The organism is Flavobacterium branchiophilum FL-15 (assembly GCF_000253275.1).
GTDB classification, from domain to species: Bacteria; Bacteroidota; Bacteroidia; order Flavobacteriales; family Flavobacteriaceae; genus Flavobacterium; species Flavobacterium branchiophilum.
In genome coordinates, this window is the sequence record NC_016001.1 from 2465410 (window position 1) to 2491475 (window position 26066).

Genomic DNA, 26066 nt, shown 5'->3' on the forward strand with positions numbered 1-26066 from the left:
GTTGTTATAAAATTTTAAAATCTATATGGAAAACCCACCTATTCCTATTAAAAATGGCTATCAACACTTGTGGAGTGTTCCTGTAATTGTAGCCGCTTTAGGATATTTTGTAGATATTTACGACTTGTTATTATTTGGTATTGTAAGAGTTCCTAGTTTGAAAGCATTAGGACTGTCTGAAACCGAAGTGTCTAGCATTGGAACAAGTATTTTAAATTATCAAATGACTGGTTTGCTTATTGGGGGTATATTTTGGGGCATTTTAGGTGACAAAAAAGGCAGATTGTCTGTATTATTTGGATCTATTGTAACGTATTCATTGGCCAATATTGCTTGTGGCTTTGTTATGGATCCTACTGTTTATAAATGGTTGCGATTGTTAGCTGGCATAGGATTGGCTGGCGAACTTGGTGCAGGCATTACCTTGGTTTCAGAAATTTTGCCTAAACAAATTAGAGCTATTGGCACATCTTTAGTAGCAGCAATTGGGTTGTTGGGCGCCGTTGTTGGCTATTTTACAGTACAATTATTTGACTGGAGGATTGCATACTTTGTTGGTGGAGGAATGGGAATTGTACTATTATTATTAAGGATGAATGTGTTTGAATCGGCTGTTTTTGAAAAATTAAAGTCAAATAATCAAATCAAAAAAGGTCATTTTGGGATGTTGTTCAACTCAAAAAAAAGGTTTATTACCTATATAAAATGTATAGGCATTGGTGTACCAACTTGGTTTGTCATTGGTATTATGGCAACATTTAGTAATGAAATTGGGGCCGAAATGGGATTGCAAATACAACCTGGATTATCAATATTGTGGGCTTATGTTGGACTTTCTATAGGCGATTTAGCAAGTGGATTGATCAGTCAATTTTTAAAATCAAGAAAAAAAGCTGTATTGTATATGATGTTATTTACATTAGCCATCAATACATTATTAATTTTTATTACTGTTGCAAGTGATATACTTTTTTATCTATTGATGTTATTGTTAGGACTTGGAATTGGCTACTGGGCAATGTTTGTAACAATTGGAGCCGAACAATTTGGTACTAATATAAGAGCTACTGCCGCTACTACCATACCCAATATGGTTAGAGGAACAGTAGTTTTGATGACTATGTTTTTTAGTTTTTTGAAAAATAATACATTTTCAATCCTAGAATCTTGTTTGATTTTGATGATTATTTGTTTTTTTATAGGGATTTTTAGCATATTAACAATTCCAGAGACTCACGATAAGGATTTGGATTTTATTGACGAATAAATTAAAAAAATATTAAATACATCATAAATTATTAATACTTTTGTAATAAATAATAACATAGAAACCATAAAAAATGAATTTTTTTCAAAAAATATTTTCTTCAGACAAAAAGCAAACGCTTGACAAGGGATTGGAAAAAAGTAAAAACAGTTTTTTTTCAAAACTCACAAAAGTTATTGCTGGAAAATCAAAAGTAGATGATCAAGTATTGGATCAATTAGAAGAGATTTTGATTGGTTCGGATGTTGGGGTTCAAACAACTTTAAAAATTATAGAAAGAATTGAAAAAAGAGTTGCTTCGGATAAATATTTGGGTACATCGGAACTTAATCAAATATTGAGAGACGAAATTGGGAGTTTGCTCTCGGAAACCAATATGGGTACGGCAACAGATTTTGTAATTCCAACACCATCCAAACCTTATGTATTGATGGTTGTAGGAGTAAATGGAGTGGGTAAAACCACTACGATTGGAAAACTGGCCTATCAATTAAAGAAAAAAGGATTTAAAGTAGTATTGGGTGCTGCAGACACATTTAGAGCTGCTGCCATAGATCAATTACAAATATGGGCCGATAGGGTTCAGGTGCCACTTGTAAAACAACAAATGGGGAGCGATCCTGCCTCGGTAGCTTTTGATACGTTGCAATCGGCAGTAGCACAAGATGCCGATGTAGTCATCATAGACACTGCTGGACGTTTGCACAATAAAATAGGGTTGATGAATGAATTAACCAAAGTTAAAAGAGTAATGCAAAAAGTAGTTGCCGATGCCCCACATGATGTGATGCTGGTATTAGATGGCTCGACAGGACAAAATGCTTTTGAGCAAGCAAAACAATTTACTGCAGCTACAGAAGTAAGTTGCTTGGCTGTTACAAAACTAGATGGCACTGCAAAGGGAGGTGTCGTAATTGGCATTTCAGATCAGTTTCAAATACCAGTAAAATATATTGGCATTGGCGAAGGAATAGAAGATTTGCAAGTATTTAATAAATTTGAGTTTGTTGATAGTTTTTTCAAATAAAAATCCGATTATTACTTGATATTTTCATACATTTTTTTAAAAACATCTTCAATTTCAAAGGGTTTAGTAATCACTTCGTTGATACCAATTTGGTAGCATAAATTATAATCATATTCTAATACGTTTGCAGTAATAGCAATGATGGGAATATTTTTAAGTTTATCGTTGTTGGAAGCTCTAATAATTTTTGAGGCTTCGTATCCGTCCATTATTGGCATAATGATGTCCATCAAAACTACATCATACTCTTGGTTTTTTTCAAGTTCTTTGATAGCCTCCAAACCATTTTTTACTATTTTTACTTGACAATTTTGTAAATTTTTTATTAACAATTTTTTTAAAACTAATTGATTGATTTGATTATCTTCTACAATTAAAACATTTAAATTCATTAAAAAATGGGAATTAAATTCAGAAGTTACATGATTTAATGATGCCAAATTAGCTATTTCAAATGGAAGTGTAATGTCAAAAACAGTTCCACTCCCAACTTTGCTCGACACTTGAATTTGGCCGTTCATTAAGTTAATGATCATTTTTGAAATATATAAGCCTAATCCAATTCCTAAATTGCTTTCTTGGTTTTTAGCTTGATAGTATTTATTAAAAATATTGTCAAGATGTTCCTTTTCTATACCAATACCAGAGTCTTTTATTGAGACTTTCAATAAAAAAATACTATTATTATCCGTTGAAAAATGGCCCCCAAAAGTAATTTCTACAAATCCAGAATGTGTAAATTTTATTGCATTAGAAATTAGATTCATCAAAATTTGATTAAACCGTTGAACATCACCTATTACCATCATTGGAATTGTATTCCATTTTTCGATGGTATAAATTAACTGTTTTTGATTAGCAAAATTTCTATTGACATTATAAACAAATTGAATGCTTTCTTCTAAATTAAAACTTTTTTTTGACAAATTAAATTCTCCTAAATTAATTTTGGAATAATCCAAAACATCATTTACCAAACTTAATAAATGATTGGAAGAGTAGTTTAGTGTTTTTTGAAATTCGACCACCTCTTCCCTACTCAATTGCTGAGAAATTAACAAATCTGAAATCCCTTTGATGGCATTTAAGGGGGTTCTCATTTCGTGGCTAATGGTTGTAAAAAAATTGTCTTTAACGTTTTGAATATTGAGTTGATTGATTTTATAATTTTCTAATTCGATATTTTTGTTGAGCATATCGCCAAATATTCGTTCAAACATGCTAGCATTTACAAATTCTAAAACAATAATTGCACCAAAAATTAACCCTAAGTGGCTGTATTTCCAGAATTGAAAATATTGTATCTGTTCAGCATACACAGAAAAATCTAAAAAAGGAACAAAGTAAATGGCTAGCATTACAAGTACCACAAGTCCATGTAGTAAAATGGCTCGATTTTGAAAATTTACAATATTAATATTATAAAACAATATAGCAAACCAAAAAAAGAGAAATTCATGTTGGTGATCATATATTATTCCTGCAAAAAAGAACTCATATAACAATGAAAAAATCATAATATAAGCTATTCTTATAGTAATTATTAATTTTTTATGAGTTAAATAACTTTTTATGAAAACAATTAAGGCAGGTAAAAAAGCTGTAAATGTAAAAAAGGCAAAAATGTATGCACCACAAATAATATTTACTATGGTAATATAGATACTTCCCCAAAAAAATAATGCGAAATTTTGGGTAAACTGTTTAATATAAATCGCAACAATCTGTTCTATTTCCTTGTGGAATGATTTGCTCTTTTTTTGCATTATATTCTTCTTGTGTTTAATTTATTACAGTATGTTTAAACAAAAATATAAAATTTAAAAATATCCACATTCAATTTGATGTTAATTGAATTAAACTATACATTTTTACAATTACATCATGAATTTCATACGGTTTTGTAATTACTGCATCAAATCCTACTTTTTGGCAAGTATAAAAATCTTGGTTTATTGTGTTTGCTGTTAGCGCTATTATTGGTATTTTTTTTAAATTTTCATCTTTAGATGTTCTAATTTGTTTTGTGGCTTCAATACCATTCATAATTGGCATTAAAATATCCATCAAAACAATATCAAACTTATTTTCGATAAGCAAATCAATTGCTTTTTTTCCATTTTCAGCAATTATTATAGTACATTTTTTTAAATTATTTAGCAATAATTTTTGAAGTATTTTTTGATTTATTTTATTATCTTCAACTATCAATATTTTTAAATTGGATAAATTTTCGATTATTACATCGTTTACATAACTTGAAGTTGATTGAATTTGAGCAATTTCAAAAGGAATTTGAATTACAAAACAAGTTCCTATATTTAATGTACTTTTAACAGAAATAGTACCCCCCATTAGATCGATAATTTCCTTTGTAATGTAAAGCCCTAATCCAATACCGTTGCTAGTAATGTTGTTTTTGGATTGGTAATATCTTTCAAAAATTGCGTTCAAATTTTCGTTTGCAATACCAATTCCGGTATCAATAATTTCTATAATCAGATTGATTTTATTTTTTTCAATTACTACTTTATTCATAATAACTTGAACCGATCCTTTTTCTGTGAATTTTATAGCATTAGAAATAATGTTCATCAAAACTTGATTGAAACGTTGGGTGTCGCCATAAACATATTTAGGAAAATCCGACTTTTTAATTAATTCATACATTAATTTTTTTTGATTGACCATATTTTGATTGATCTTAAAAATAAAATCTACATTTTCCTCAATACTAAATGTATTTTGAGTCAATTTGAACTCACCAAGATTAATTTTGGAATAATCTAAAACGTCATTTATTAAACTCAAAAGATGATTGGAGGAATAATTCATAATGGTTTGATATTCAATTACTTCACTATTTACAAGTTTGTCCGAAATGAGTAAATCAGATATACCCTTAATGGCATTCAAAGGTGTTCTCATTTCATGGCTAATAGTTGCAAAAAAATGGTCTTTTACTTTTTGAATATGAATTTGTTTTTGTTTATAATCTTCAAGTTCAATATTTCTAACTAACATTCCTCCTAAAATTCTTTCAAAAAACCTATTATTTATTGTTTCTAAATAAATTATAGCACACACTATCAACGCAAAATGAGAAAATTTCCAAAAAAAATAATAATGTATCTGTTCACAATATTCAGAAAAATCTAAAATAGGAGCATAATAAATCATAAACATGGTGAATATTATAAATAAATGTAAACTAATAGCTTTTTTTTGAAAAATGATTGTATTTAAATTATAAAATAATAAAATAAACCACCAAAATAAAAAGGGATGTTTCCTGTCATAAATTATTGCAACGAAAAAAAAATCAAGAAACAAGCAACAAATTACTAATATGATGTCATTTGTAGTACTTGCAATGGGAAGTTGGTTTATTTTTCTATATATTACTAAAATTATAGAAGGTAATATAAATAATATATTAAAAAACGCAAAAATATAGGCACCGCAAATCATATTGATTATTGACGATGCAAGGTTACCAAAAATAAAAAGCATCAAAATTTCTTTAAACTGGATAATATACAGTTTAACAATTTTTTGAACTTCGTTATTATAGGCATTAGAATTCATCTTTAACAAATACTTTTTGTTTCATTAAATAACTAATTTTGCCTAGAACATCATCTATTTCAAAAGGTTTTGTAATGACATCATTCACACCAACATCATAACATTCTTTGAAATTATTTTCCCAAACATTGGCCGTAATTGCTATTATTGGTACATTTTGCATGTCCCAGTTTGTCATAGTTCGTATATGCTTTGTAGCGTCTAATCCATTCATAATGGGCATAATGATATCTAATAAAACAATATCGTATGGTTTTTTTTCTAATTCTGCTATAGCTAATTTACCATTATCAACAATTGTTATTTTACAGTTTTTCAAATTGTTACTTAATAATTTACTCAACACAATTTGATTTACTTTATTATCCTCTGCAATTAATACGTTTAAATTGGATAAAAAATCATAATCAATTTGAGTAATAAAATTATCTTTGTCATGAGTCTCTAAAAACTCAAACGGAATATCTAATTTAAATATAGTTCCAATCCCAACTTGGCTTTCTACGGTTATAGTACCTTCCATTAAATCAACAATTTGTTTAGTTATAAACATTCCTAAACCAATACCACTTTCAGAATGTGCTATTTTGGCACGGAAATATTTGTCGAAAATAAAGGCCAAATTAGTCTCCGAAATACCCATTCCAGAATCTGTAATAGTAAGATTGAGGCGATAACATTTGGGTTTATCTGGATCATAATATCCTTGATATACTATATTAACAAACCCTTTTTTGGTAAATTTGATTGCATTTGAAATCAAATTCATCAATACTTGGTTAAATCGTTGGGCATCGCCCATAACAAATTTTGGTAAGTCCGATTTTCTTTCTATCGTATAATTTAATTTTTTTTCTTTAGCTCCATTTTTATTAGTATTATAAACAAATTGAATATTATCTTCCAAATCAAACTGCCCATGAGACAAACTAAACTCTCCTAAATTAATTTTTGAAAAATCCAATACATCGTTAACTAAATTCAAAAGATGATCCGAGGAGTAATTCATTATTTTTTGATAATCTTCTATCTCTTTTTGAGTTAATTTTTTAGATACTAATAAATCTGATATGCCTTTAATTGCATTAAGCGGCGTTCGCATTTCATGACTAATTGTGGTAAAAAAAGTATCTTTTACTTGTTGAATATTAATTTGATTGGACTTGTAAATTGCTAATTCATTTTTTTCAATTAATATTTCATCAATATGTCTATCAAATACTTTTCGGCTAACAGTTTCTATATAAACTATCGACATTAATATCAATATTATATTTGCATCTCTTACCAATTGAGGGTTTTTATTGACTTCTTGTATGCTATCATTAAGATTTAAAAACTCAAAGGTATTGATGGCATAAACTGTAATAATTATAAATATATAAAAATAAACCGCTTTTTTTTGAAAATTTATGGGCTTTACCATAAAAAAAAACTATAAAAACCAAACATTCATATAAGGGTAAGTTACGTTATAACAAACTCCAACTATAGTAAAATTGATAAAAATAAATATTAATACAAAAATGGCTTGGGTTATAGATATTTTTAATTTTTTATGTTTAATTATACTATAAAATATAATAAACAAGGTTGGAATTACACAAATTAAATTTACTTTCGCAACAAACTTTAGTCCTAAATAATAATCAATAGCAGATATAACTATTGCAATTACCACATAAAAAACCACACTTGTAGGAAAATAAGATACAAAATGTTTAAATATATTATCAATTTCATTTTTAAACGTTATTTCTTTTTTCATTCTTTTAACTTTATTTAGAAAATTTTTCTTAAAGTACTTTCATTTTAAATGTCATAAAATGTAGATTTGAAGTTTATTCAATTTAGCTACATTTAATAATTTATGTCATTATTAGCTTGTATTATATAATAAAACAAAGCTAATTTATTCTTTTGTATTTAATGTTAATTTTTCCATTTTTTTAATAATATCGTTAATTTCATAGGGTTTTGTAATTACATCGTTAATACCCGAAGCATAACATGATTTTAAATCATTTCGCCATATATTAGCCGTCAAAGCGATAATAGGCAACTGATTAATCAAGCTACTTTTATGATTCCTAATCCATTTTGAAGTATCTAAACCGTTCATTTTTGGCATAATCAAATCCATTAATACGATATCAAAATAATGAACCCCCATTTTTTCGATAGCTTCTAATCCATCATTTGCAATCAAGATGCTACTATTTTTTATATTATTTTGTAACAATTTATGCAAAACTAATTGGTTAATTTTATTGTCCTCAACTATCAAAATACGTAAATTTTCTAATTTATTTCTTGTATTTATCAATTGAGTAGCTGCATCTTCTATTTTTTCTATTACAACTTTCAAAGGCAACTCCATTTCAAAAGATGTTCCTACATTTAGATTACTTCTAACTTTAATTTGCCCTTTCATCATTTCGATTATTTTTTTTGTAATAAACAATCCTAAACCTATACCACTACTACTTGAATTATTTTTTGCTTGAAAATATTTATCGAAAATCAATGGTAAATTTGCTTCGTCTATACCAATTCCTGTATCAACTACTTTTATATTGAGCATAAACACAGTATTTTCTTTTGTATAGTTACCTCCATAAGACACTTTTACTTCTCCTTTATTTGTAAACTTTATAGCATTAGATATCAAATTCATCAGTATTTGATTAAACCTTTGAATGTCTGATAATACTAATTTTGGAATTGCAGTCTCTTTAACTAATTCATAACTTATGCCTTTATTTTGTGCAGTATCTTTATTGATATTAAATGCAAAATTGATGTTTTCTTCTACATTCAAATTTTGTTCAACTAATCTAAACTCACCTAAATTAATTTTGGTATAATCAAAAACATCATTTACCAAATTTAATAAATGATTTGCAGAATAATTCATAATCCGTTGGTATTCTGTAATTTCCTCAACTGTTAGTTGCTCTGAAATGAGCAAATCCGAAATACCCTTTAAGGCGTTCAAAGGCGTACGCATTTCATGGCTGATGGTAGAAAAAAAAGTGTCCTTTCCCTTTTGAATATTATTTTGATATTCTTGAAATAACTCTAATGCTTTATTTTTGAACATTAAATCCACCAAAAACACCCTAAACATTTTAAAATTAGACCATTTTATAATACAAACAGCAATAAACAATATTATAATATGAAAATACTTCCATATTATATAATATTTTACAACTTTTTCTGAATATTTTGAAAAATCAAAAATTTCAAAATTCCATAACAAAAAAACAGTAGCGGCTAATATAGCATAGAAAAAAATAGCTGTCTTTTGAAAATTCAAAAAATCAATCAAAAATAAAATTATAAGAAAATAGGTATATAAAAATGGGTGTTTATTAAAATAAATGGTTGCAATAATCACTATAGACGCATACAAACAAAAAATTAAAAGATAAACTTGATTAATGCTAATAGCAAAATTCTTTCTTTTGTAATAATTTACAAACATTAATACACATGGTGGTATTAAAAAAGCGGTTAAAATTATACCCCCTAAATATTGACCACAAATAAAATCTACTATTATTATAATAATACTTGACAATATATATGCAAAAAGTAGATAAATGAATTTGTCAGAATATCCATTTATAATACTTTCATACTCTTTTTTAAACGAATGGTCGTCCATAAATTTTTTTTTCTAAAGACAAATATAAAAAAAAATGCTATACTTTTTAGGTATAGCATTTTTTATCATTTAAAATAAATTAAAACTTGAATCGTTTTCTATCATTTTCAGTTAAATATATTTTTCTCAAACGAATACTTTTTGGTGTAACTTCAACATATTCATCTTTTTGAATGTATTCTAATGCTTCTTCAAGTGAGAAAATAATAGGCGGAATAATTCTCGCTTTTTCATCATTCCCAGAAGAACGAACATTTGATTGTTTCTTAGCTTTCGTTACATTGATACACATATCATCGCTACGAGAGTTTTCTCCAATTACTTGTCCTTCATAAATTTCATCATTTGGATTCACAAAGAATTTACCACGATCTTGTAATTTATCGATAGAATACGGAATGGCTTTTCCGTTTTCCATAGAAATTAACGACCCATTATTTCTTCCTGGAATTTCACCTTTGTAGGGTTCGTATCCAATATAACGGTGAGCCATAATGGCCTCACCAGCTGTTGCAGTCAATAATTGGTTACGCAATCCGATAATTCCACGAGATGGAATATTGAATTTTACAATCATTCGTTCTCCTTTGGCTTCCATAGATATCATTTCTCCTTTTCGAATAGAAACAAATTCTACAGCACGACCCGAAAGATTCTCTGGCAAATCGATAGTTAATTCCTCAATTGGCTCACATTTTTTACCATCAATTTCTTTGATAATAACTTGTGGCTGACCAATTTGCAATTCATAACCTTCTCTTCTCATAGTTTCAATAAGAACAGATAAGTGCAATACCCCACGACCAAAAACCATGAATTTATCAGCCGAATCGGTTTCACCTAGCTTCATAGCCAAGTTTTTCTCTAATTCTTTTGTCAATCTTTCACGAATATGACGAGAGGTTACAAATTTTCCTTCTTTTCCAAAGAAAGGCGAATCGTTGATTGTAAACAACATACTCATTGTTGGCTCATCGATGGCAATGGTTTGCAAAGCTTCTGGGTTTTCAAAATCGGCAATAGTATCACCAATTTCAAAACCTTCGACACCTACAATGGCACAAATATCTCCTGCTATTACTTGAGCTACTTTTTTTCGACCCAAACCTTCAAAAGTATGCAATTCTTTTATTCTGGATTTCATCACTTTCCCATCTCTTTTCACTAATGAAATAGGCATACTTTCTGTCAAAACTCCTCTTTCCAATCGACCAATAGCGATACGACCTGTAAAAGAAGAAAAATCCAAAGAAGTAATCAACATTTGAGGTGTTCCTTCAGATACTTTTGGTGCAGGCACATTGGCAATAACCATATCTAACAATGGTTCGATGTTTTCGGTTTGGTTTTTCCAATCGTCGGACATCCAGTTGTTTTTAGCCGAACCATAAACTGTTGGAAAATCCAATTGTTCTTCGGTAGCACCCAATTCAAACATCAAGTCGAAAACTTTTTCATGCACTTCCTCTGGCGTACAATTTTCTTTATCTACTTTATTGATTACTACACATGGTTTTAAACCAAGGTCTATGGCTTTTTGCAACACAAAACGGGTTTGTGGCATTGGTCCTTCAAAGGCATCTACTAACAAACAAACACCATCGGCCATGTTTAAAACACGCTCTACCTCTCCACCAAAATCGGCGTGACCAGGTGTGTCGATAATATTAATTTTGGTTCCTTTATAATTTACCGAAACGTTTTTTGAGGTGATTGTAATTCCTCTTTCACGTTCCAAATCATTGTTGTCAAGGATTAAGTCGCCTGTGTTTTCGTTTTCACGAAATAATTGGCAGTGGTACATAATTTTATCAACCAAAGTCGTTTTACCGTGGTCAACGTGGGCAATAATTGCAATGTTTCTAATAGATTCCATCTGTGATTTTTAATGGGTGCAAAGGTACACTTTATTTTAATATAAAAAATTAATTTTTTTTATTTTAAATTGGAACATTTTTGAGACTACATGGCAGCATCAATTACATTTAATGTGTTGAAAATCAATATATTTATAAAAAATTAATAGATCCTAGCAAAAGGGGGCATTGGGCAACCATTTTTTGCAAAAAAGGGTAGTTTATTGGAATACAAAACATTTTAATTAAAAAAATAATTAGCACTTTTTATATTGAACAACATTTTTTAAAAAGCAAATAAATATAAAAAATTATATAGTAACTTTATAAACAACATCCATTTGATATTGTTTTTTTCAATACATTGATACAAAAAACGCTCCATAAAGGAGCGTTTTTAATTTATACTAAATTGTTGAATTACAATTTTGATACATGCTTTGTTAATTTAGACTTCAAATTAGAAGCTTTATTATCATGAATGATATTTTTCTTAGCTAATTTATCAATCATAGATATTACAGATGCTAATTTAGCAGCTGCTTCAGATTTGTCAGTAGCCAATCTTAATGCTTTGATAGCATTACGAGTAGTTTTATGTTGGTATCTGTTTAATACTCTTTTCTTTTCGTTGCTTCTAATTCTTTTTAAAGCTGACTTATGATTTGCCATTTTTTTGTTTTTTTTCTTTTAATAATTTTTTTTTGTAGCCCGTAGGGGAATCGAACCCCTCTTACCAGGATGAAAACCTGGCGTCCTAACCGATAGACGAACGGGCCAATGGGCTATTTTTTATTTGCTTTACAAAATTAGTAGCCCGTAGGGGAATCGAACCCCTCTTACCAGGATGAAAACCTGGCGTCCTAACCGATAGACGAACGGGCCATTATTCTGTATTGCGGTTGCAAAGGTACAATTATTTTTTATTCGTGCAATAGTTAGACTAGTTTTTTTTATATTTTTTTGACATTTGTTTTTAAAAATACAATTCGTTCTTTATAACAAACTGATATTGTGATTTTTACTAATTGATAATCTTTCGCTCTCAAACTGATTATTTGATTATTAGTCGATTGATTAGTTTTCAATTACCACATCTATCATGATAAAAAAATAGTTGTTTGACGGTATTTTTTGGGTCAAAATGTGGTATTTTTACATGATATAAAAAATGACTAACACAATTCAGGTTGGTTAAAACAAACATTATTTTGTTATTAAACTAGCCCCTTTTTTTATATTTAATATGCTTTTGCAAACAAAACCCTTCCATTTGAAGGTTTGCCTGTAAACATACATTCCCCTTGCTCCTCTACCCTATCTAATGGAATGCATCTGATAGTAGCTTTGGTTAGTTCCTTAATTTTTTCTTCTGTTTCGGCAGTTCCGTCCCAGTGAGCTGCAACAAAACCTGTTTTGTTTTCCAAAACCTCTTTAAATTCTTCAAACGAATTTACTTCGGTAATATGATTATTTCTGTATTCAAAGGCTTTGTTAAACATCTCTTTTTGAATTTGCTCCAACAATTGTTCAATGTATGAAGTGATGTTGTTTTTTGCCACTACTTCTTTAGTTAAAGTATCTCGACGAGCCACTTCAAAAGTACCGTTTTCGATGTCTTTTGGGCCTACAGCTACTCGCACAGGAACGCCTTTTAACTCCCATTCTGCAAACTTGAAACCTGGTTTTTGAGTGGTTCTATTATCATATTTGACGGCGATTTTCAATTTTTTCAAGGCATCAATCAGTTGGTTGGCCTCTTGAGTGATGCTTTCTAATTGTTCGTCATTTTTATAAATTGGTACAATAACCACTTGAATTGGAGCTAAATTTGGAGGTAAAACCAATCCATTATCGTCAGAATGGGTCATAACTAAGGCCCCCATCAAACGTGTTGAAACACCCCACGATGTTCCCCATACATATTCTTGTGAGCCGGCTGCGTTAGCAAATTTTACATCAAAAGCTTTGGCAAAATTTTGTCCTAAAAAATGCGAAGTACCCGCTTGCAAGGCTTTTCCGTCTTGCATTAATGCTTCGATACAATAGGTTTCTTCGGCTCCTGCAAAACGTTCTGTTTCGGTTTTCAACCCTTTAATTACTGGAATTGCCATAAAATTTTCGACAAAATCAGCATAAACGTTCATCATTTGTTCGGCTTCTTCTACGGCTTCTTGTCGGGTAGCGTGTGCGGTATGCCCTTCTTGCCATAAAAACTCGGCGGTTCTTAAAAACAAACGGGTTCTCATTTCCCATCGTACGACATTGGCCCATTGGTTTATTAATAAAGGTAAATCACGGTAGGATTGCACCCAACCTTTGTAGGTACTCCAAATGATGGCCTCGCTAGTTGGTCTAACAATGAGTTCTTCTTCGAGCTTGGCATTTGGATCTACCATTAATTTTCCAGGACGGTTTTCGTCGGTTTTTAATCGATAGTGGGTAACAATGGCACATTCCTTGGCAAAACCTTCGGCGTTTTTCTCCTCGGCTTCAAACATACTTTTGGGTACAAACAACGGAAAATATGCGTTGCTATGGCCTGTTTCTTTGAACATGCTATCGAGTTCGGCTTGCATTTTTTCCCAAATGGCATAACCATACGGCTTGATAACCATACAGCCACGAACCCCTGAATTTTCTGCCAAATCTGCCTTGACAACCAGCTCGTTATACCATTTTGAATAATCTTCATTTCTTTTTGTTAAATTCTTGCTCATATTGTTAAGTTTGGCATAAAAATTGTTTAACTAATTTTAACATAATAGTTCGACAAAACTAACTATTTTTGTATTGTCCAACAACAAAAATTTAAAGGATATGAAAACAAATTACTTTTCCAGCAAAAAATCGGTTATTTATACACTATTTGGTTTGATTTCTGTGATGATAACGTCTTGTGGTACTTATCAAAATAGTACTTATTATGATCATGATGGCATATATGGCAATGAATCGCAAAAGCCAGTTGTACGTACAGAAAACAATTCAAAATATCAAGATTATTTTTATAATTTACAACAAGAAAGTGGTTTGGCTACAACAACTGCCGATACTTATACTTCGACACCAAATGCTTCGGCAACAACCACATCAAATACTACGCAAACGGCAACACCAAGTTATTCTAGCTGGGGTAGTAATCCTAGTACCGTAAACATTACTTACTATGGTAGCGGATGGGGATTGGGTTACAACAGTTGGGGTTTTAATACCTACTATGGTTGGAATCCCTATTATTATGGCTACTCTCCATATTATGGCTATGGAATGTATAACAACTGGCATGGATGGGGTTGGGGTTGGAACTATCCATACGCTTATTATAACCCCTATTATGGATATGGCTACTATGGTAATTACTACAATAACTATTATGGAAGTTATCATAATAATGGCTATGGTTATAGCTACAATCATGGCAACAGACGAGGTGCTGCAGGAAATTTGGGAGGAGGGCTTTATGGCAACTCGAATTATAGCAATGGAGGCAGAAATAGAACGACAGATACATATCAATCGCCAAGAAGTGGAGTTCGAAACGATAGTTATGGCAATACAGTAGCCCCACGAGGCAGTATGGCCAATCCGAGAAATTATTTGCCAAGAACAGATGCTGCACCTAGAAGTTATCAGCCAAGACAAACATCTGAAACTACCAATCAGCCAAGAGGTTATCAGCCAAGAACCAACCCGAATACCAATGAGGGTACACCAAGGCCAACTTATACTCCTCGAACATATACTCCATCTGAACCATCTACAAATTATAACCCAACTCGTGCTGACTCTGCACCAAGAAGTTATACGCCTAGTAATAATGGTGGCGGAAGCTATGGCGGCGGTGGTGGTGGTGGCAGATCTGGCGGTGGCGGTGGTGGCGGTGGCGGCGGAAGAAGATAGCCATTGTATTATTAATGGTTCTTATAAAAATATTTAAGCCATTATCTTTTTGAGCAAAAGGGTTGTTGTTTGCAGGAGTGTTTTGCGTGAGGGATAGTAGTGGAAATCCTTTTTTGACCCACTGTTTGGGGCAAAAAAGATTATTTTACAATTTTATATTACTTTTCGTGTATAATGAACGTTGTTTGAAACGGATAGCCCGACCCAAAGTTTTTACGAGGGGCAAGCCCAAAGAATTGGCAACATATTGCAGGAGGTACATTAATTTATGTTGCATATTATTGTGTACTTACGAGGAACCATTTTTTTAAAATTTTTCTTATTAATTTTAATTCAATCAAATGAAAAAATATATTTCTTTATTGCTTATTGGAGGATTTATTTCCAATAGTCAGGCACAGGAAACTACGGATGCCCTTCGGTTGTCGTTGGACAATTTGAACGGGACGGCCCGTTTTAGAGCAATGAGTGGTGCTTTTGGGGCATTGGGTGGCGACTTGTCTGCTATTAGTGTAAATCCTGCTGGATCGGCGGTATTTTCAAATAATCAGGCGGCGGGTTCTATATCTAGTTTTAATACAAATACAGAGGCTACTTATTTTGGAAAAGCCGCAAAATCGAACCATAATGCTTTGGATATTAATCAAGCTGGGGCGGTTTTTGTGTTTAAGAATTGGGATAAAAAAAGTGAATGGACTAAATTTTCTGTGGCTATTAATTATGAAAATGCGGCCAATTTGAGCAACAAAATATTTACGGCGGGTACCAATCCGACCCATTCGCTTGGTAATTATTTTTTGACTTATGCCAATCAGGGTTCTATTTCTACTAATGATTTGACATTGCAAACGAATGAAACGGTGGCAAGTTTGTACAGTTATTTGGGGTCGAATCTTGGGTTTGGTGCCCAGCAAGCCTTTTTGGGCTACAATTCTTATGTGATAGACCCTGCAGCCGACTATAATGATGCTACCAATAGAAAGTATATTTCGCTTGTTCGACCAGGAGGTAATTATTATCAGGAAAACACTATGAGTGCCAAGGGATACAACGGAAAATTGTCGTTTAATGCTGCTGCCTCTTACAAAGACAGGTTGTATATTGGGTTGAATTTGAACTCGCACTTTACGGATTTTAGACAAAAAACAACTTTTTTTGAACAAAATAGCAATCCTAATACAACTGATATTCGGGTGAGACGCATGATTTTTGAAAATGAATTGTACACGTATGGCAATGGGTTTTCGTTTCAAATGGGTGTTTTGGGTAAAATTACCAACGAATTTAGGGCTGGACTTGCTTATGAGTCGCCCACGTGGTTTCATTTAAATGACGAGTTTACGCAAAGTTTAACAGCTGTATCGTCTGATAATGTGGGGGAGCTAAATCCAGATGTAACCAACCCAAGGGTTACAAATATTTATGATCCATATACTTTGAAAACCGCTGGAAAATGGACAGGAAGTTTGGCTTATGTGTTTCATAAAAAAGGATTGTTGAGTTTGGATTATGCTATAAAAGATTATAGTGCGGTACAATTTGGTCCAAAAGATCAATTTTCGGACATTAATAATTATTCCCATTTGGTACTGAATCAAACGTCTGAGTTGCGAATTGGGGGCGAATATAAAATAAACAAATGGAGTTTGCGAGGAGGCTATCGAACAGAGCAAAGCCCGTATAAAGACAAAACAACGCTTGGCGATTTGAAAGGATATTCGGCAGGATTTGGATACAATTGGGGTGGTACAAAACTTGATTTGTCGTTTGCCCATAGCGAAAGAACTGGTAAGTTGCAATATTTTTCGACAGGTTTTACAGACAGTGCCTTGCTGAAATCGATCCAAAACAACATTACGGTAACTATGTCGTTTGAGTTGTAAATGTTATTTTGTACCTAAAAAAAAGCCCCAAATTTTTACAATTTGGGGCTTTTTTTAGGTGTTTATTAAAGGATTAAACTTTCTTTTTCTTTTTATTATTTTTAAGTTTTTCGGGATTGTCTTTCAATAAAGTGTATTTTTCTTTTTGCTCTTTGTTGAGCATTTCCATAATTTTTCTGTCTGTAGTATCCGAAAGGGCTTTGATGTCGTTTGTTTTGTCTTCGTCAGATGCTTCTTTTTTCAAAATAACACCTTGAGCTTTGATACTCGAGGTTAAAATATTAGCAATTGCAATGCTTTGCAATTCGTCGAGGTTGAGTTCGGGTTTTAGTTTTTCAATAATTTGGGCTGCTGTTTCTTCGGCAGGAATTTCTTTAGGCTTTTCGGGTGTTCGGCCTTGTTGCATGCCGCCGCTTCCCATTCTGTTCATACCGCCGCCATAACCTTGGTTGCCACCGCAATAGCCGCCACCATATTGAGCTGTTGCTTGCATACTTGCAAAAAATAGCCCTAGTACCATTATTTTATATCTTATTTTCATTTTATTTATTTTAAAAATTAAAATCAAATTTCTACATTTTAATTAATATATACAATAGTTTGCCTTTTTTTTAACCAACTGTTCCATATAAATCAAATTCGGTAGCCTCTGTAATTTGTACATCCACAAACGAACCCGTTTTTAAATAAGTTGTTGTGGCGTCTATCAATACTTCGTTATCTACATCGGGGCTGTCAAACGCTGTTCTGCCCACAAAATAGTTGCCTTCTTTCCTGTCGATAACACATTTGAAAGTTTTGCCAATTTTTTCTTGATTCAAATCCCACGAAATTTGCGATTGGAGTTCCATGATTTCGTTGGCACGTTGTTGTTTGGTGGCTGCAGGCACATCGTCTTCCAACAGGTAAGCATGTGTGTTTTCTTCGTGAGAATAGGCAAAACAACCCAATCTGTCGAATTTCATTTCTTGAACAAAATCTTTTAGAGCATCAAAATCGGCTTGTGTTTCGCCAGGATAGCCAACAATAAGGGTAGTTCTGATGGCAATACCGGGTACCATTTTTCTAAAATCTTGAATCAACTGGGTGGTTTTTTCTTGTGTGGTGCCACGCCTCATCGATTTCAAAATATTGTCGGACACGTGTTGCAACGGAATATCTATATAATTGCATATTTTAGGTTCACGACACATGACCTCCAAAACATCCATTGGGAACCCCGAAGGATAAGCATAATGCAACCTAATCCATTCTATACCATCTACTTGAACAAGTGCTTCAAGCAATTGGGCTAAATTTCTTTTTTTGTAAATGTCTAAACCGTAATAGGTTAAATCTTGAGCAATCAAAATGAGTTCTTTAACCCCTTTTTGAGCCAAACCTTCGGCTTCTTTGACAAGCTTTTCGATTGGTTGCGACACGTGTTTGCCACGCATAAGTGGTATGGCACAAAAGCTACAAGGGCGGTCGCACCCTTCGGCAATTTTCAAATAGGCATAATTTTTGGGTGTGGTGGTGAGTCGTTCGCCCAAAAGTTCGTGTTTATAATCGGCACCTAGGGCTTTTAATAAACTGGGCAACTCTGTGGTGCCAAAAAACTGGTCCACGTTTGGGATTTCTTTTTCCAAATCTGGTTTATAACGTTCAGACAAGCAACCTGTTACAAAAACTTTATCTATCAAACCTCTTTCTTTTTTGTCGGCATATTCTAAAATCATATTCACCGATTCTGCTTTTGCATTATCAATAAATCCACAAGTATTAATGACAACAATATTACCCTCTTGCTCATGCACTACGGCTTTACCGCTTGCTTTTAATTGTCCCATCAATACTTCGCTGTCATATACATTTTTAGAACATCCCAGCGTAATGACGTTTATTATGTTGTTTTTGATAGATTTTGTTCTCATCTAAATGTTTTTAGTTTGGATAAAAATTTGGATTATTTTTTTGCAAAAATACATTAATTTAGGATTGAATGTCATTTTGATTTATAAAATGCTAAAAAAATGGATTTTATACCAAATATACATATAAAATAGTCCAATCTACTTGTTCTTTTTTGCTAAAATTATTCAAAAAAAATAGTTCCGTAGCCCAGCTATGCAACGATTTTTTTTGAAAATTTTTTCTAAAAAATAACTACGCATCTTTGGACTATTTTATAAATATATTTGGTATTATTTTGGTTGTTGGTGTTTGTTTGGGACACGGATTTTGCGTTAGAGATAGCAGTGGAAATCTTTTAGAAGTCCCCCGTCCCCCAAAAGTGGTGTTGTATTGCACGAATATAGTTTCTGAATGTGGTAACCAAAAAAGATTATTTTACAAATATTATATTTCGTTTGGAGTTCAATGAACGTTGTTTGAAACGGGTAGTCCGACCCTTGGTGAACGTCCAAAAATCATGTAGTTTTATTTGAAATTGTATGTTAGAATTTAACAAAAATAGTGACCACGGTGGGATTTGAACCCACACGCCCTTACGAGCACCACCCCCTCAAGATGGCAAGTCTACCGTTTCTCCACGTGGCCCAATAAAAAAAGCATCCGCAGTGCGAACGCTTTTGGTGACCTGACTGGGGCTCGAACCCAGGACCCCATCATTAAAAGTGATGTGCTCTACCAACTGAGCTATCAAGTCGATGCTTGAATGGATGAAAAAAAAGTGACCTGACTGGGGCTCGAACCCAGGACCCCATCATTAAAAGTGATGTGCTCTACCAACTGAGCTATCAAGTCGTTTCATTTCTTCAATGCGGGTGCAAATATACAAACATTAAATTGATAATGCAAAGCTTTTTTGTATTAAATTTGCATTTTTTTTACAATTGGACTTAATGTCTTAATTTATAACATTTTAATATCATGAAAAAAATTGTATTAGTAGGCTACATGGGCTCTGGCAAATCACATATTGGTCAATTATTGTCAAAAATGTTGCACCTTCATTACTTGGATTTAGACGATGTTATTGAAAATCACGAAAATAAAAGCATCAAAAACATCTTTGAAACACAAGGTGAAATTTATTTTAGAAAAATAGAACACCAAATATTGAATGAATTGATGCAAAATGCTAACGATATGGTGCTGAGTTTGGGCGGTGGCACACCGTGCTATTATGACAACTACCATTGGCTCGAAAATCCAAAAATACAGTCCATTTATTTAGAAGCATCTGTTGCAACATTGTTCGAACGACTTCAAACTCAAAAAGCCAAAAGACCCATTTTAGCTCCGTTATCTGACGATGAGATGTCGTCTTTTATAGCCAAACATTTGTTTGAACGAAATGAATTTTATAGAAAATCGCAACACATTGTTAGCGTCAATCAAAAAACGCCCGAACAAATCGTTCAGGAAATCCTGTTATTGTTAGCTTAAATAAGCACAGCTGTTGTTGTCTGAAAATTCTACACAAACATGTTCTAGCATAGAGGTTGAAAGCGAAATGCCTTTAAAATCGACTTTTACAGGATATTTTTTGTGGTTTCTATCTACCAAAACGGCCGTTTTGAATTTAGAAAGAGGCACATCTAAAAAATGTTTTACGCCATATATCAGTGCCGTTCCAGAGTGTAACACATCGTCCACTAAAACAACCCCTTTGTTTTGATAGTCTGAGGCTGGTATTGATGTTGTAATTGGCAATCGAGGGGCTTCTTTATTGATGAATACTTTGCATAAAACTACTTTCAAAGGAGTTATTTTCATCAAATGTAAAGCTATTTTTTCGGCAAAAATATAGCCGTTATCGGCTATTCCAGCTATTACAATTTCTTGTTCATCTACAAATGTTTCATATATTTGATAGGCAATTCTTCTAATTTTATGCTCAATTTCAAGAGGGGTCAAAATGATTTTTTTAGTCATGAGGGTATTTTTTTATTGTTTTTAAGTCTATTATTAAAAGTGTAGTTAGTATTTTTTATAAATAAAAACTGTACTAATTGATGTATTTTTCAAAAGGTATGACAAACTTGGTAATCATATCACTTGCACGTTTTTTAGCTTGTGCTACAAAATGTTTTAAATAAGCCACTGCCCATTCCTCTAGGTTTCCTTTAAATTCTTGGTCTAAATCGCAAATATGGAATTGTAATTGCATAGCCGCAGCCCAATTGATATATAAATTACTTGGGTTGCATCTAAATAAACTTGCAAAATGAGCGTCCTTGCAAACTAATTTTTCTTTATTTAATTCCCAATCAATCTCAAAATAGTTGATAGTAAATTTATCATATTCTTTGTTGTCAATCATTTTACTACAAACTTGGGCTAATTTGAAAGCAGAAATTATGTTAGGTGGCTGAGCTGATTTTGATAAATTACGAGTTTTTATATCAATAATTTCATAGAAATTATCTTTTACAACTAAAATATCTGCAGTATCATTTTGTTTTTCATCAAATGGATTTTCACTACTCCATTTATTTGTAACATCTTTCCCTCTTGCTAATAAAAAGTGTACAGAAGGTGATTTAAACAATTTTTCTCTTGCTTCATAACCTATGACATCTGAATTTTGAGTATATAAATCGTTTAAATATTCGTATTGTCTAAAGGTACAATTGGGTAATTGTTTTTTTATTTCATTATAAACATGTTTATCAAAAGGCTCACCTGCGGCATGACCAGATAAAGTTCCTGAAAGTGGTTTTGGTACAAATGCACCCTTTAGATTTTTAATTAATTCGGGATAATTTACGTGCATTGTGTTAAACTAAATAATGTGTTAAATGATTCATTTATCGATTCAATATAAGATTTATCTTGATTTTTTAGATACTTTTTGGTTTGTTCAGAAATGGAATCATGTAATGAAACTTCATTTTCATTTGCCCAATCAATCACTCTAAAAGGGATGCTAGAAATTGGTTTTTCAGAAAACTCAACTATATTTCCTTTTACAATTCCATTGCATTTTAGCCAATCAAAAATAATTGGATGGTTCAAATATGCTAAAATATATTCGATACTTTCTTTTGTGATTGGTTTTCTAAACAGTGCTGTTACATCTTGTGTTGGAAAAACACTTTCATCTACCAATGCAAAACGAAAATAATTTTTATTTGAAATTCGTTCTTTGCAGGGTACAAAAATACGTTTTTCATTTTTTTTGAAAAGATTAAAATTTCGCAAGAAAACCCATTCCCAATAATTAATTTTTCTATTGTATTGGTATCTTTTGTCTAAATCCGATTTGTATTTTTGAAAATGATTATAAAAATTTGGATAATTTTCTTTAAAATTTTCTTCTTCTAAGCCTTCGTTAATATAAATGTATTTGGTCATATTGTCGATTATGAAAGGATTCAAATCTTTTGCTTTAACCACGTTGATTGTTGCAGCCTGTTCATTTTCATTTAAAGCATGACCATTAACTTGAAATGCCTTGTCCAAACCACTAACTAAGCCATTACCAATATCACAAAAATCACCAATAGTATGAAATTGTTGTTTGTGGTCTTCAAACAAATTCAAAACATTATTTTGATTCTTCTTGAAACAATTCTTTTCTAATATTTTTAGCTCTTTTCTTATTTCATCTGATTGTAAAAGCCATCTTTCATTGTATTGAAATTGCGAAACAGTTAAAAATTCTGCATCTTTAAAAGTAATTTTATTTTTTAGATTAAATAAGGTTTCAACTGTCAATTTTTGATTAGCATAAAATTTTGAAACATCAATTTTTTCTTTTTTTTCTTTGCTTTTCACAAACTTAAATATGATTATTGAAACCGTAACTTTGTCAAAAATGGGTGTTTCATTAAAGTGGTAAATTGTTTCAAAATAACCATTTTGTACCATGTAATTTCGCAATGAAAGCGAATGTGTTGTATTCATCCAATATTCTGGACAAATAAAAATTAATTGACCGTTTTCATTTAATAATTCAATAGATTTAAGAATAAAAATATAAAGATAATCACAAAGTGAGTTAAAATATTTATTCCAAATTGGATGTGTTGAAAGCTCTTTTTTTAATTCATTTTCAAGATTTTTCCATCGTATATATGGTGGATTTCCAATAATTAAATCAAATTTTTGATTGATAGAAGCAGTAACAAAACTTTCATATTTTACACAATCAAATTGATTTGCTAAATCTGTGTCTATTTCATAAGCCATTATATTTTGAAACCCATTTTGTTTTAATATTTCTAAAAAAACACCTTCGCCACATGAGGGTTCCAATATTTTTGAATCATACTGAATAGTTGCCAAATCAATCATAAACTCAGCCACTACTTTTGGGGTAAAGTATTGACCAAATTTATTTTTTTTACTTTGTTTAGTTGTTATTTCCATTCCTACAAATTGATATTGGACAAAGATACATTTTTAGTTGTTTGTTTGTAATTCCTAAACTATGTTTTGGCACTACACTTTGGACTGTATTAATGTTAATTACTAGTCTGCATTTTGATCATTTTCCATTCCATAATCTTCAATATCCCTTCTATCCTTTTTGGTTGGTCGTCCTTCACCTGTTTTTCTGTAGTGTTCTTTAGACAATTTGAGCAGTTCCAAATGCTGGTACACCGCAGGGTCGGTATCATTTCGGCGGTAAATATCCACTAATTTAGCTGCAACTCTGTTATCGGGAATATCCAAAACTGTAATTTTTTGTGTAATTTGATCTTTTCTAAAAGTAATCACATCCGTTGGAAAAACCTCTTTTGATGGTTTTGCAACTTGTCCGTTTACTGTAATATGATTTTTTTTACAGGCCTCTGTAACCATATTTCGGGTTTTGTAATACCGAACACACCATAAAAATTTGTCGATTCTCATATTTTTTCTAAAATCTACGTTAAAATTGTTTACAAAAATAAACGAATATTGTATCTTGCACGCCTTAAACAAAACAAAAAAATGAAAAATTTGCAAAAAATATTTTTTATCTCTCTAATTACTTTATTTTCAGTAAGTTGCAGCAAAAGTCCTACTCCAGAACCCGAAGCTTTAAGAGATTATACCGAACAATATACAGCGGATAAAACCACAATTGAAACATTTTTGAAAACCCATAAAATGACAGTGGATGCTAATTTTGATGTCAAATTCGACAAAACTACAGTACCCACAGAATCCATTTGGGGTGCTGGTACTACACACAATGCCAATATAAAAGAAAGGATTTATACAGAAAATAGTGTCAATTATACCATATACTACATTGAATTTCAACAAGGTACTGGCACAAGACCTTGCAATTTAGATGGAGTTTTAGCCGCATACAAAGGACGATTGATGGACGATGTTGAAGTAGCCACTGGCGATTTGGGTACGGTTTTTGATTCCAATAATGCTCCACAATCCTACTTGAATTTAGACCAAGTTATTAGAGGTTGGTCTGAAATATTTCCACAATTCAAAACAGGAACCTACACCGCCAATGCCGATGGAACTATATCTTATAACAATTTTGGAGCAGGTGTTATGTTTGTACCCTCGGCATTAGCCTATTATAACAATTCTACAGGCTCTATACCAAGTTATTCTACCTTAATATTTAGTTTCAAATTGTATGAAATCAAACGAAATGACCAAGATTTTGATGGAGTGCCATCATGGAGAGAAGATTTGAACAATGATAATTATATTTATTATTTGGATTCTGGAGTTACCAATATTGATGATACAGACGGTGACTATATTCCAAATGCTTATGATATTGATGACGATAATGACCGGGTTCAAACCAAATTTGAAATTAAAAATCCATTAAACGGACAGCCCTATAACTTTGATGCCATCCCTTTATGTCCATCAGACAATAAAAAAATTCATGTAAGTACTGCTTGTCAAAACTAAAATTTAAAAAAACCGTTTTCATCTAGTAAAACGGTTTTTTTTTCATCAAAAATCATTTTTTTATGTTAAAAATAGAAAACCTATATTTTTCGTATCAAGATACCTTAACACTCGAAAACATCAATATCGAATTGTCTAAAGGGGCTGTTTTGTCTGTAATTGGAGCCAGTGGCTCTGGAAAAAGTACCCTTTTGAAACTCATTTATGGACTATACGATTTGGACAGTGGACAAATAATGTGGAAAAACAAACCCATTTTGGGGCCTAAATTCAAGTTATTGCCAGGCGAAGAATATTTAAAATATTTGGCCCAAGATTTTGACTTGATGCCTTATATTACTGTTTCAGAAAATGTAGGTGCATTTTTATCTAACATGAATCCTATAAAAAAACAAAAAAGGATTCAAGCCCTGCTCGACGTTGTAGAACTTACAGAATTTGCTCATCAAAAAGTGCAATATTTGAGCGGCGGACAAATGCAAAGAGTCGCATTGGCAAGGGTTTTGGCACAAAAACCAGAGTTATTACTATTAGACGAACCCTTTAGTCATATAGACAATTTTAAAAAAAATACACTTCGCAGAAAGCTTTTTACTTTTTTGAAAGCCCAAAAAATCACCTGTATCATGGCCACTCACGATACAAACGATGTACTCCCCTACTCCAATTTGGTTATGATTTTGGAAAATGGTCAGCCAATTCGATTGGATACCCCAATGAATATTTATCATCAACCCAATTCAAATTATGTAGCAGGATTATTTCATGAAGTATCAGAAATACCAACAACTTATTTTGAAACGGCTCACAAAACTTGGTTTTATCCTCATGAATTGGAAGTTGTGCCTTTATCAAAATTAAAAGTACAGGTAGAGAATGTTTATTTTAAAGGCAATCACTATGTAATAGAAGCCACTTTTGAAGGCGGAATATTATTTTTTGAAAACAAAACGCCCCTCGATTTGAATGAAATGGTTTATTTGAAAAATAAATAACACTTTTTTGAGAACTAAATCAACATCATTATCTAAAATTGATTATT

The 26066-nt window shown here is 31.7% G+C and carries 21 protein-coding genes and 5 tRNA genes; 7 read left to right on the plus strand and 19 right to left on the minus strand.

Annotated elements, in window-relative coordinates; all coding sequences use genetic code 11:
* Nucleotides 1-25: 25 nt before the first annotated feature.
* Together FBFL15_RS10660 and ftsY are read left to right on the plus strand one after the other, a co-directional pair.
* Entirely contained in the window at nucleotides 26-1267 is a 1242-nt protein-coding gene (locus tag FBFL15_RS10660) for an MFS transporter (RefSeq protein ID WP_014084603.1), read from the plus strand.
* A gap of 73 nt (nucleotides 1268-1340) precedes the next feature.
* Nucleotides 1341-2294 carry a signal recognition particle-docking protein FtsY gene (gene ftsY / locus FBFL15_RS10665; protein WP_014084604.1) on the plus strand — a complete coding sequence of 318 codons (954 nt, stop codon included), beginning with the start codon at nucleotides 1341-1343 and terminating at the stop codon, nucleotides 2292-2294.
* Nucleotides 2295-2305: 11 nt separating this feature from the next.
* Here ftsY and FBFL15_RS10670 read toward each other — a convergent pair whose 3' ends face one another.
* The 10 genes from FBFL15_RS10670 to proS form a co-directional block, all read right to left on the minus strand.
* Nucleotides 2306-3811: an ATP-binding protein gene (locus FBFL15_RS10670; RefSeq protein WP_223302253.1), complete on the minus strand. Its 1506-nt coding sequence runs from the start codon at nucleotides 3809-3811 to the stop codon at nucleotides 2306-2308.
* 319 nt (nucleotides 3812-4130) lie between these two features.
* On the minus strand, nucleotides 4131-5480 hold the full coding sequence (locus FBFL15_RS10675; RefSeq protein WP_231847463.1) for an ATP-binding protein: 1350 nt from the start codon (nucleotides 5478-5480) through the stop codon (nucleotides 4131-4133).
* Between the two features lie 391 nt (nucleotides 5481-5871).
* Entirely contained in the window at nucleotides 5872-7308 is a 1437-nt protein-coding gene (locus FBFL15_RS10680) for a response regulator (protein ID WP_044032261.1), read from the minus strand.
* Nucleotides 7309-7317: 9 nt separating this feature from the next.
* A complete protein-coding gene (locus FBFL15_RS10685) occupies nucleotides 7318-7650 on the minus strand; it encodes a hypothetical protein (RefSeq protein ID WP_044032262.1) in 333 nt (110 codons plus the stop codon).
* A 144-nt stretch (nucleotides 7651-7794) separates the two neighbouring features.
* The gene (locus FBFL15_RS10690; protein WP_014084607.1) at nucleotides 7795-9555 is read right to left on the minus strand and encodes an ATP-binding protein; all 1761 of its coding nucleotides are present in this window, start codon (nucleotides 9553-9555) and stop codon (nucleotides 7795-7797) included.
* A 79-nt stretch (nucleotides 9556-9634) separates the two neighbouring features.
* Nucleotides 9635-11431: a translational GTPase TypA gene (gene typA / locus FBFL15_RS10695; RefSeq protein WP_014084608.1), complete on the minus strand. Its 1797-nt coding sequence runs from the start codon at nucleotides 11429-11431 to the stop codon at nucleotides 9635-9637.
* A gap of 400 nt (nucleotides 11432-11831) precedes the next feature.
* Complete coding sequence (rpsT, locus tag FBFL15_RS10700; protein ID WP_014084609.1) at nucleotides 11832-12083, minus strand: 30S ribosomal protein S20; 252 nt, start codon at nucleotides 12081-12083, stop codon at nucleotides 11832-11834.
* Nucleotides 12084-12118: 35 nt separating this feature from the next.
* Nucleotides 12119-12190 (minus strand) — tRNA-Glu (locus FBFL15_RS10705).
* Nucleotides 12191-12224: 34 nt separating this feature from the next.
* A tRNA-Glu gene (locus FBFL15_RS10710) sits at nucleotides 12225-12296 on the minus strand.
* A 356-nt stretch (nucleotides 12297-12652) separates the two neighbouring features.
* Nucleotides 12653-14131: a proline--tRNA ligase gene (gene proS, locus FBFL15_RS10715; RefSeq protein WP_014084610.1), complete on the minus strand. Its 1479-nt coding sequence runs from the start codon at nucleotides 14129-14131 to the stop codon at nucleotides 12653-12655.
* A 100-nt stretch (nucleotides 14132-14231) separates the two neighbouring features.
* Here proS and FBFL15_RS16630 point away from each other — a divergent pair, with 100 nt between their 5' ends.
* Together FBFL15_RS16630 and FBFL15_RS10725 are read left to right on the plus strand one after the other, a co-directional pair.
* Nucleotides 14232-15314, plus strand: coding sequence for a hypothetical protein (locus FBFL15_RS16630; RefSeq protein WP_014084611.1), 1083 nt, complete (start codon nucleotides 14232-14234; stop codon nucleotides 15312-15314).
* Between the two features lie 341 nt (nucleotides 15315-15655).
* The gene (locus tag FBFL15_RS10725; RefSeq protein WP_014084612.1) at nucleotides 15656-17197 is read left to right on the plus strand and encodes an OmpP1/FadL family transporter; all 1542 of its coding nucleotides are present in this window, start codon (nucleotides 15656-15658) and stop codon (nucleotides 17195-17197) included.
* Between the two features lie 73 nt (nucleotides 17198-17270).
* On the opposite strand, the gene FBFL15_RS10730 is transcribed toward FBFL15_RS10725, so the two are convergent.
* The 5 genes from FBFL15_RS10730 to FBFL15_RS10755 all read right to left on the minus strand — a co-directional run bounded on the left by FBFL15_RS10730 (nucleotide 17271) and on the right by FBFL15_RS10755 (nucleotide 19942).
* A complete protein-coding gene (locus FBFL15_RS10730) occupies nucleotides 17271-17738 on the minus strand; it encodes a hypothetical protein (RefSeq protein ID WP_014084613.1) in 468 nt (155 codons plus the stop codon).
* 70 nt (nucleotides 17739-17808) lie between these two features.
* Complete coding sequence (rimO, locus tag FBFL15_RS10735; protein ID WP_014084614.1) at nucleotides 17809-19110, minus strand: 30S ribosomal protein S12 methylthiotransferase RimO; 1302 nt, start codon at nucleotides 19108-19110, stop codon at nucleotides 17809-17811.
* A gap of 542 nt (nucleotides 19111-19652) precedes the next feature.
* Nucleotides 19653-19735: transfer RNA gene (locus FBFL15_RS10745), tRNA-Leu, on the minus strand.
* A gap of 33 nt (nucleotides 19736-19768) precedes the next feature.
* A tRNA-Lys gene (locus tag FBFL15_RS10750) sits at nucleotides 19769-19844 on the minus strand.
* 25 nt (nucleotides 19845-19869) lie between these two features.
* A tRNA-Lys gene (locus FBFL15_RS10755) sits at nucleotides 19870-19942 on the minus strand.
* 126 nt (nucleotides 19943-20068) lie between these two features.
* On the opposite strand from FBFL15_RS10755, the gene FBFL15_RS10760 reads away from it, so the two are divergent.
* Nucleotides 20069-20587: a shikimate kinase gene (locus FBFL15_RS10760; protein WP_014084615.1), complete on the plus strand. Its 519-nt coding sequence runs from the start codon at nucleotides 20069-20071 to the stop codon at nucleotides 20585-20587.
* On the opposite strand, the gene FBFL15_RS10765 is transcribed toward FBFL15_RS10760, so the two are convergent.
* The 4 genes from FBFL15_RS10765 to FBFL15_RS10780 all read right to left on the minus strand — a co-directional run bounded on the left by FBFL15_RS10765 (nucleotide 20579) and on the right by FBFL15_RS10780 (nucleotide 24001).
* Entirely contained in the window at nucleotides 20579-21076 is a 498-nt protein-coding gene (locus FBFL15_RS10765) for a phosphoribosyltransferase family protein (RefSeq protein WP_014084616.1), read from the minus strand. The genes FBFL15_RS10760 and FBFL15_RS10765 overlap by 9 nt on opposite strands.
* A 73-nt stretch (nucleotides 21077-21149) precedes the next feature.
* Complete coding sequence (locus FBFL15_RS10770; protein ID WP_014084617.1) at nucleotides 21150-21917, minus strand: HincII family type II restriction endonuclease; 768 nt, start codon at nucleotides 21915-21917, stop codon at nucleotides 21150-21152.
* On the minus strand, nucleotides 21908-23515 hold the full coding sequence (locus FBFL15_RS10775; protein WP_014084618.1) for an HsdM family class I SAM-dependent methyltransferase: 1608 nt from the start codon (nucleotides 23513-23515) through the stop codon (nucleotides 21908-21910). Before FBFL15_RS10775 ends, FBFL15_RS10770 begins: the two co-directional genes overlap by 10 nt.
* Nucleotides 23516-23617: 102 nt before the next feature.
* Entirely contained in the window at nucleotides 23618-24001 is a 384-nt protein-coding gene (locus FBFL15_RS10780; RefSeq protein ID WP_014084619.1) for an RNA-binding S4 domain-containing protein, read from the minus strand.
* 81 nt (nucleotides 24002-24082) lie between these two features.
* Here FBFL15_RS10780 and FBFL15_RS10785 point away from each other — a divergent pair, with 81 nt between their 5' ends.
* Both FBFL15_RS10785 and FBFL15_RS10790 read left to right on the plus strand, forming a co-directional pair.
* On the plus strand, nucleotides 24083-25024 hold the full coding sequence (locus FBFL15_RS10785; RefSeq protein WP_014084620.1) for an FKBP-type peptidyl-prolyl cis-trans isomerase: 942 nt from the start codon (nucleotides 24083-24085) through the stop codon (nucleotides 25022-25024).
* A gap of 62 nt (nucleotides 25025-25086) precedes the next feature.
* On the plus strand, nucleotides 25087-26019 hold the full coding sequence (locus FBFL15_RS10790) for an ABC transporter ATP-binding protein (RefSeq protein ID WP_014084621.1): 933 nt from the start codon (nucleotides 25087-25089) through the stop codon (nucleotides 26017-26019).
* The last annotated feature ends 47 nt before the right edge of the window (nucleotides 26020-26066 follow it).

What these genes read in the sequence shown, in the direction of transcription:
- FBFL15_RS10660 (WP_014084603.1), top strand. Translation starts at nt 26, where the DNA reads ATGGAAAACCCACCTATTCCTATTAAAAATGGCTATCAACACTTGTGG.
- ftsY (WP_014084604.1), top strand. Translation starts at nt 1,341, where the DNA reads ATGAATTTTTTTCAAAAAATATTTTCTTCAGACAAAAAGCAAACGCTT.
- FBFL15_RS10670 (WP_223302253.1), bottom strand. Translation starts at nt 3,811, where the DNA reads ATGATTTTTTCATTGTTATATGAGTTCTTTTTTGCAGGAATAATATAT.
- FBFL15_RS10675 (WP_231847463.1), bottom strand. Translation starts at nt 5,480, where the DNA reads ATGTTTATGATTTATTATGCTCCTATTTTAGATTTTTCTGAATATTGT.
- FBFL15_RS10680 (WP_044032261.1), bottom strand. Translation starts at nt 7,308, where the DNA reads ATGGTAAAGCCCATAAATTTTCAAAAAAAAGCGGTTTATTTTTATATA.
- FBFL15_RS10685 (WP_044032262.1), bottom strand. Translation starts at nt 7,650, where the DNA reads ATGAAAAAAGAAATAACGTTTAAAAATGAAATTGATAATATATTTAAA.
- FBFL15_RS10690 (WP_014084607.1), bottom strand. Translation starts at nt 9,555, where the DNA reads ATGGACGACCATTCGTTTAAAAAAGAGTATGAAAGTATTATAAATGGA.
- typA (WP_014084608.1), bottom strand. Translation starts at nt 11,431, where the DNA reads ATGGAATCTATTAGAAACATTGCAATTATTGCCCACGTTGACCACGGT.
- rpsT (WP_014084609.1), bottom strand. Translation starts at nt 12,083, where the DNA reads ATGGCAAATCATAAGTCAGCTTTAAAAAGAATTAGAAGCAACGAAAAG.
- proS (WP_014084610.1), bottom strand. Translation starts at nt 14,131, where the DNA reads ATGAGCAAGAATTTAACAAAAAGAAATGAAGATTATTCAAAATGGTAT.
- FBFL15_RS16630 (WP_014084611.1), top strand. Translation starts at nt 14,232, where the DNA reads ATGAAAACAAATTACTTTTCCAGCAAAAAATCGGTTATTTATACACTA.
- FBFL15_RS10725 (WP_014084612.1), top strand. Translation starts at nt 15,656, where the DNA reads ATGAAAAAATATATTTCTTTATTGCTTATTGGAGGATTTATTTCCAAT.
- FBFL15_RS10730 (WP_014084613.1), bottom strand. Translation starts at nt 17,738, where the DNA reads ATGAAAATAAGATATAAAATAATGGTACTAGGGCTATTTTTTGCAAGT.
- rimO (WP_014084614.1), bottom strand. Translation starts at nt 19,110, where the DNA reads ATGAGAACAAAATCTATCAAAAACAACATAATAAACGTCATTACGCTG.
- FBFL15_RS10760 (WP_014084615.1), top strand. Translation starts at nt 20,069, where the DNA reads ATGAAAAAAATTGTATTAGTAGGCTACATGGGCTCTGGCAAATCACAT.
- FBFL15_RS10765 (WP_014084616.1), bottom strand. Translation starts at nt 21,076, where the DNA reads ATGACTAAAAAAATCATTTTGACCCCTCTTGAAATTGAGCATAAAATT.
- FBFL15_RS10770 (WP_014084617.1), bottom strand. Translation starts at nt 21,917, where the DNA reads ATGCACGTAAATTATCCCGAATTAATTAAAAATCTAAAGGGTGCATTT.
- FBFL15_RS10775 (WP_014084618.1), bottom strand. Translation starts at nt 23,515, where the DNA reads ATGGAAATAACAACTAAACAAAGTAAAAAAAATAAATTTGGTCAATAC.
- FBFL15_RS10780 (WP_014084619.1), bottom strand. Translation starts at nt 24,001, where the DNA reads ATGAGAATCGACAAATTTTTATGGTGTGTTCGGTATTACAAAACCCGA.
- FBFL15_RS10785 (WP_014084620.1), top strand. Translation starts at nt 24,083, where the DNA reads ATGAAAAATTTGCAAAAAATATTTTTTATCTCTCTAATTACTTTATTT.
- FBFL15_RS10790 (WP_014084621.1), top strand. Translation starts at nt 25,087, where the DNA reads ATGTTAAAAATAGAAAACCTATATTTTTCGTATCAAGATACCTTAACA.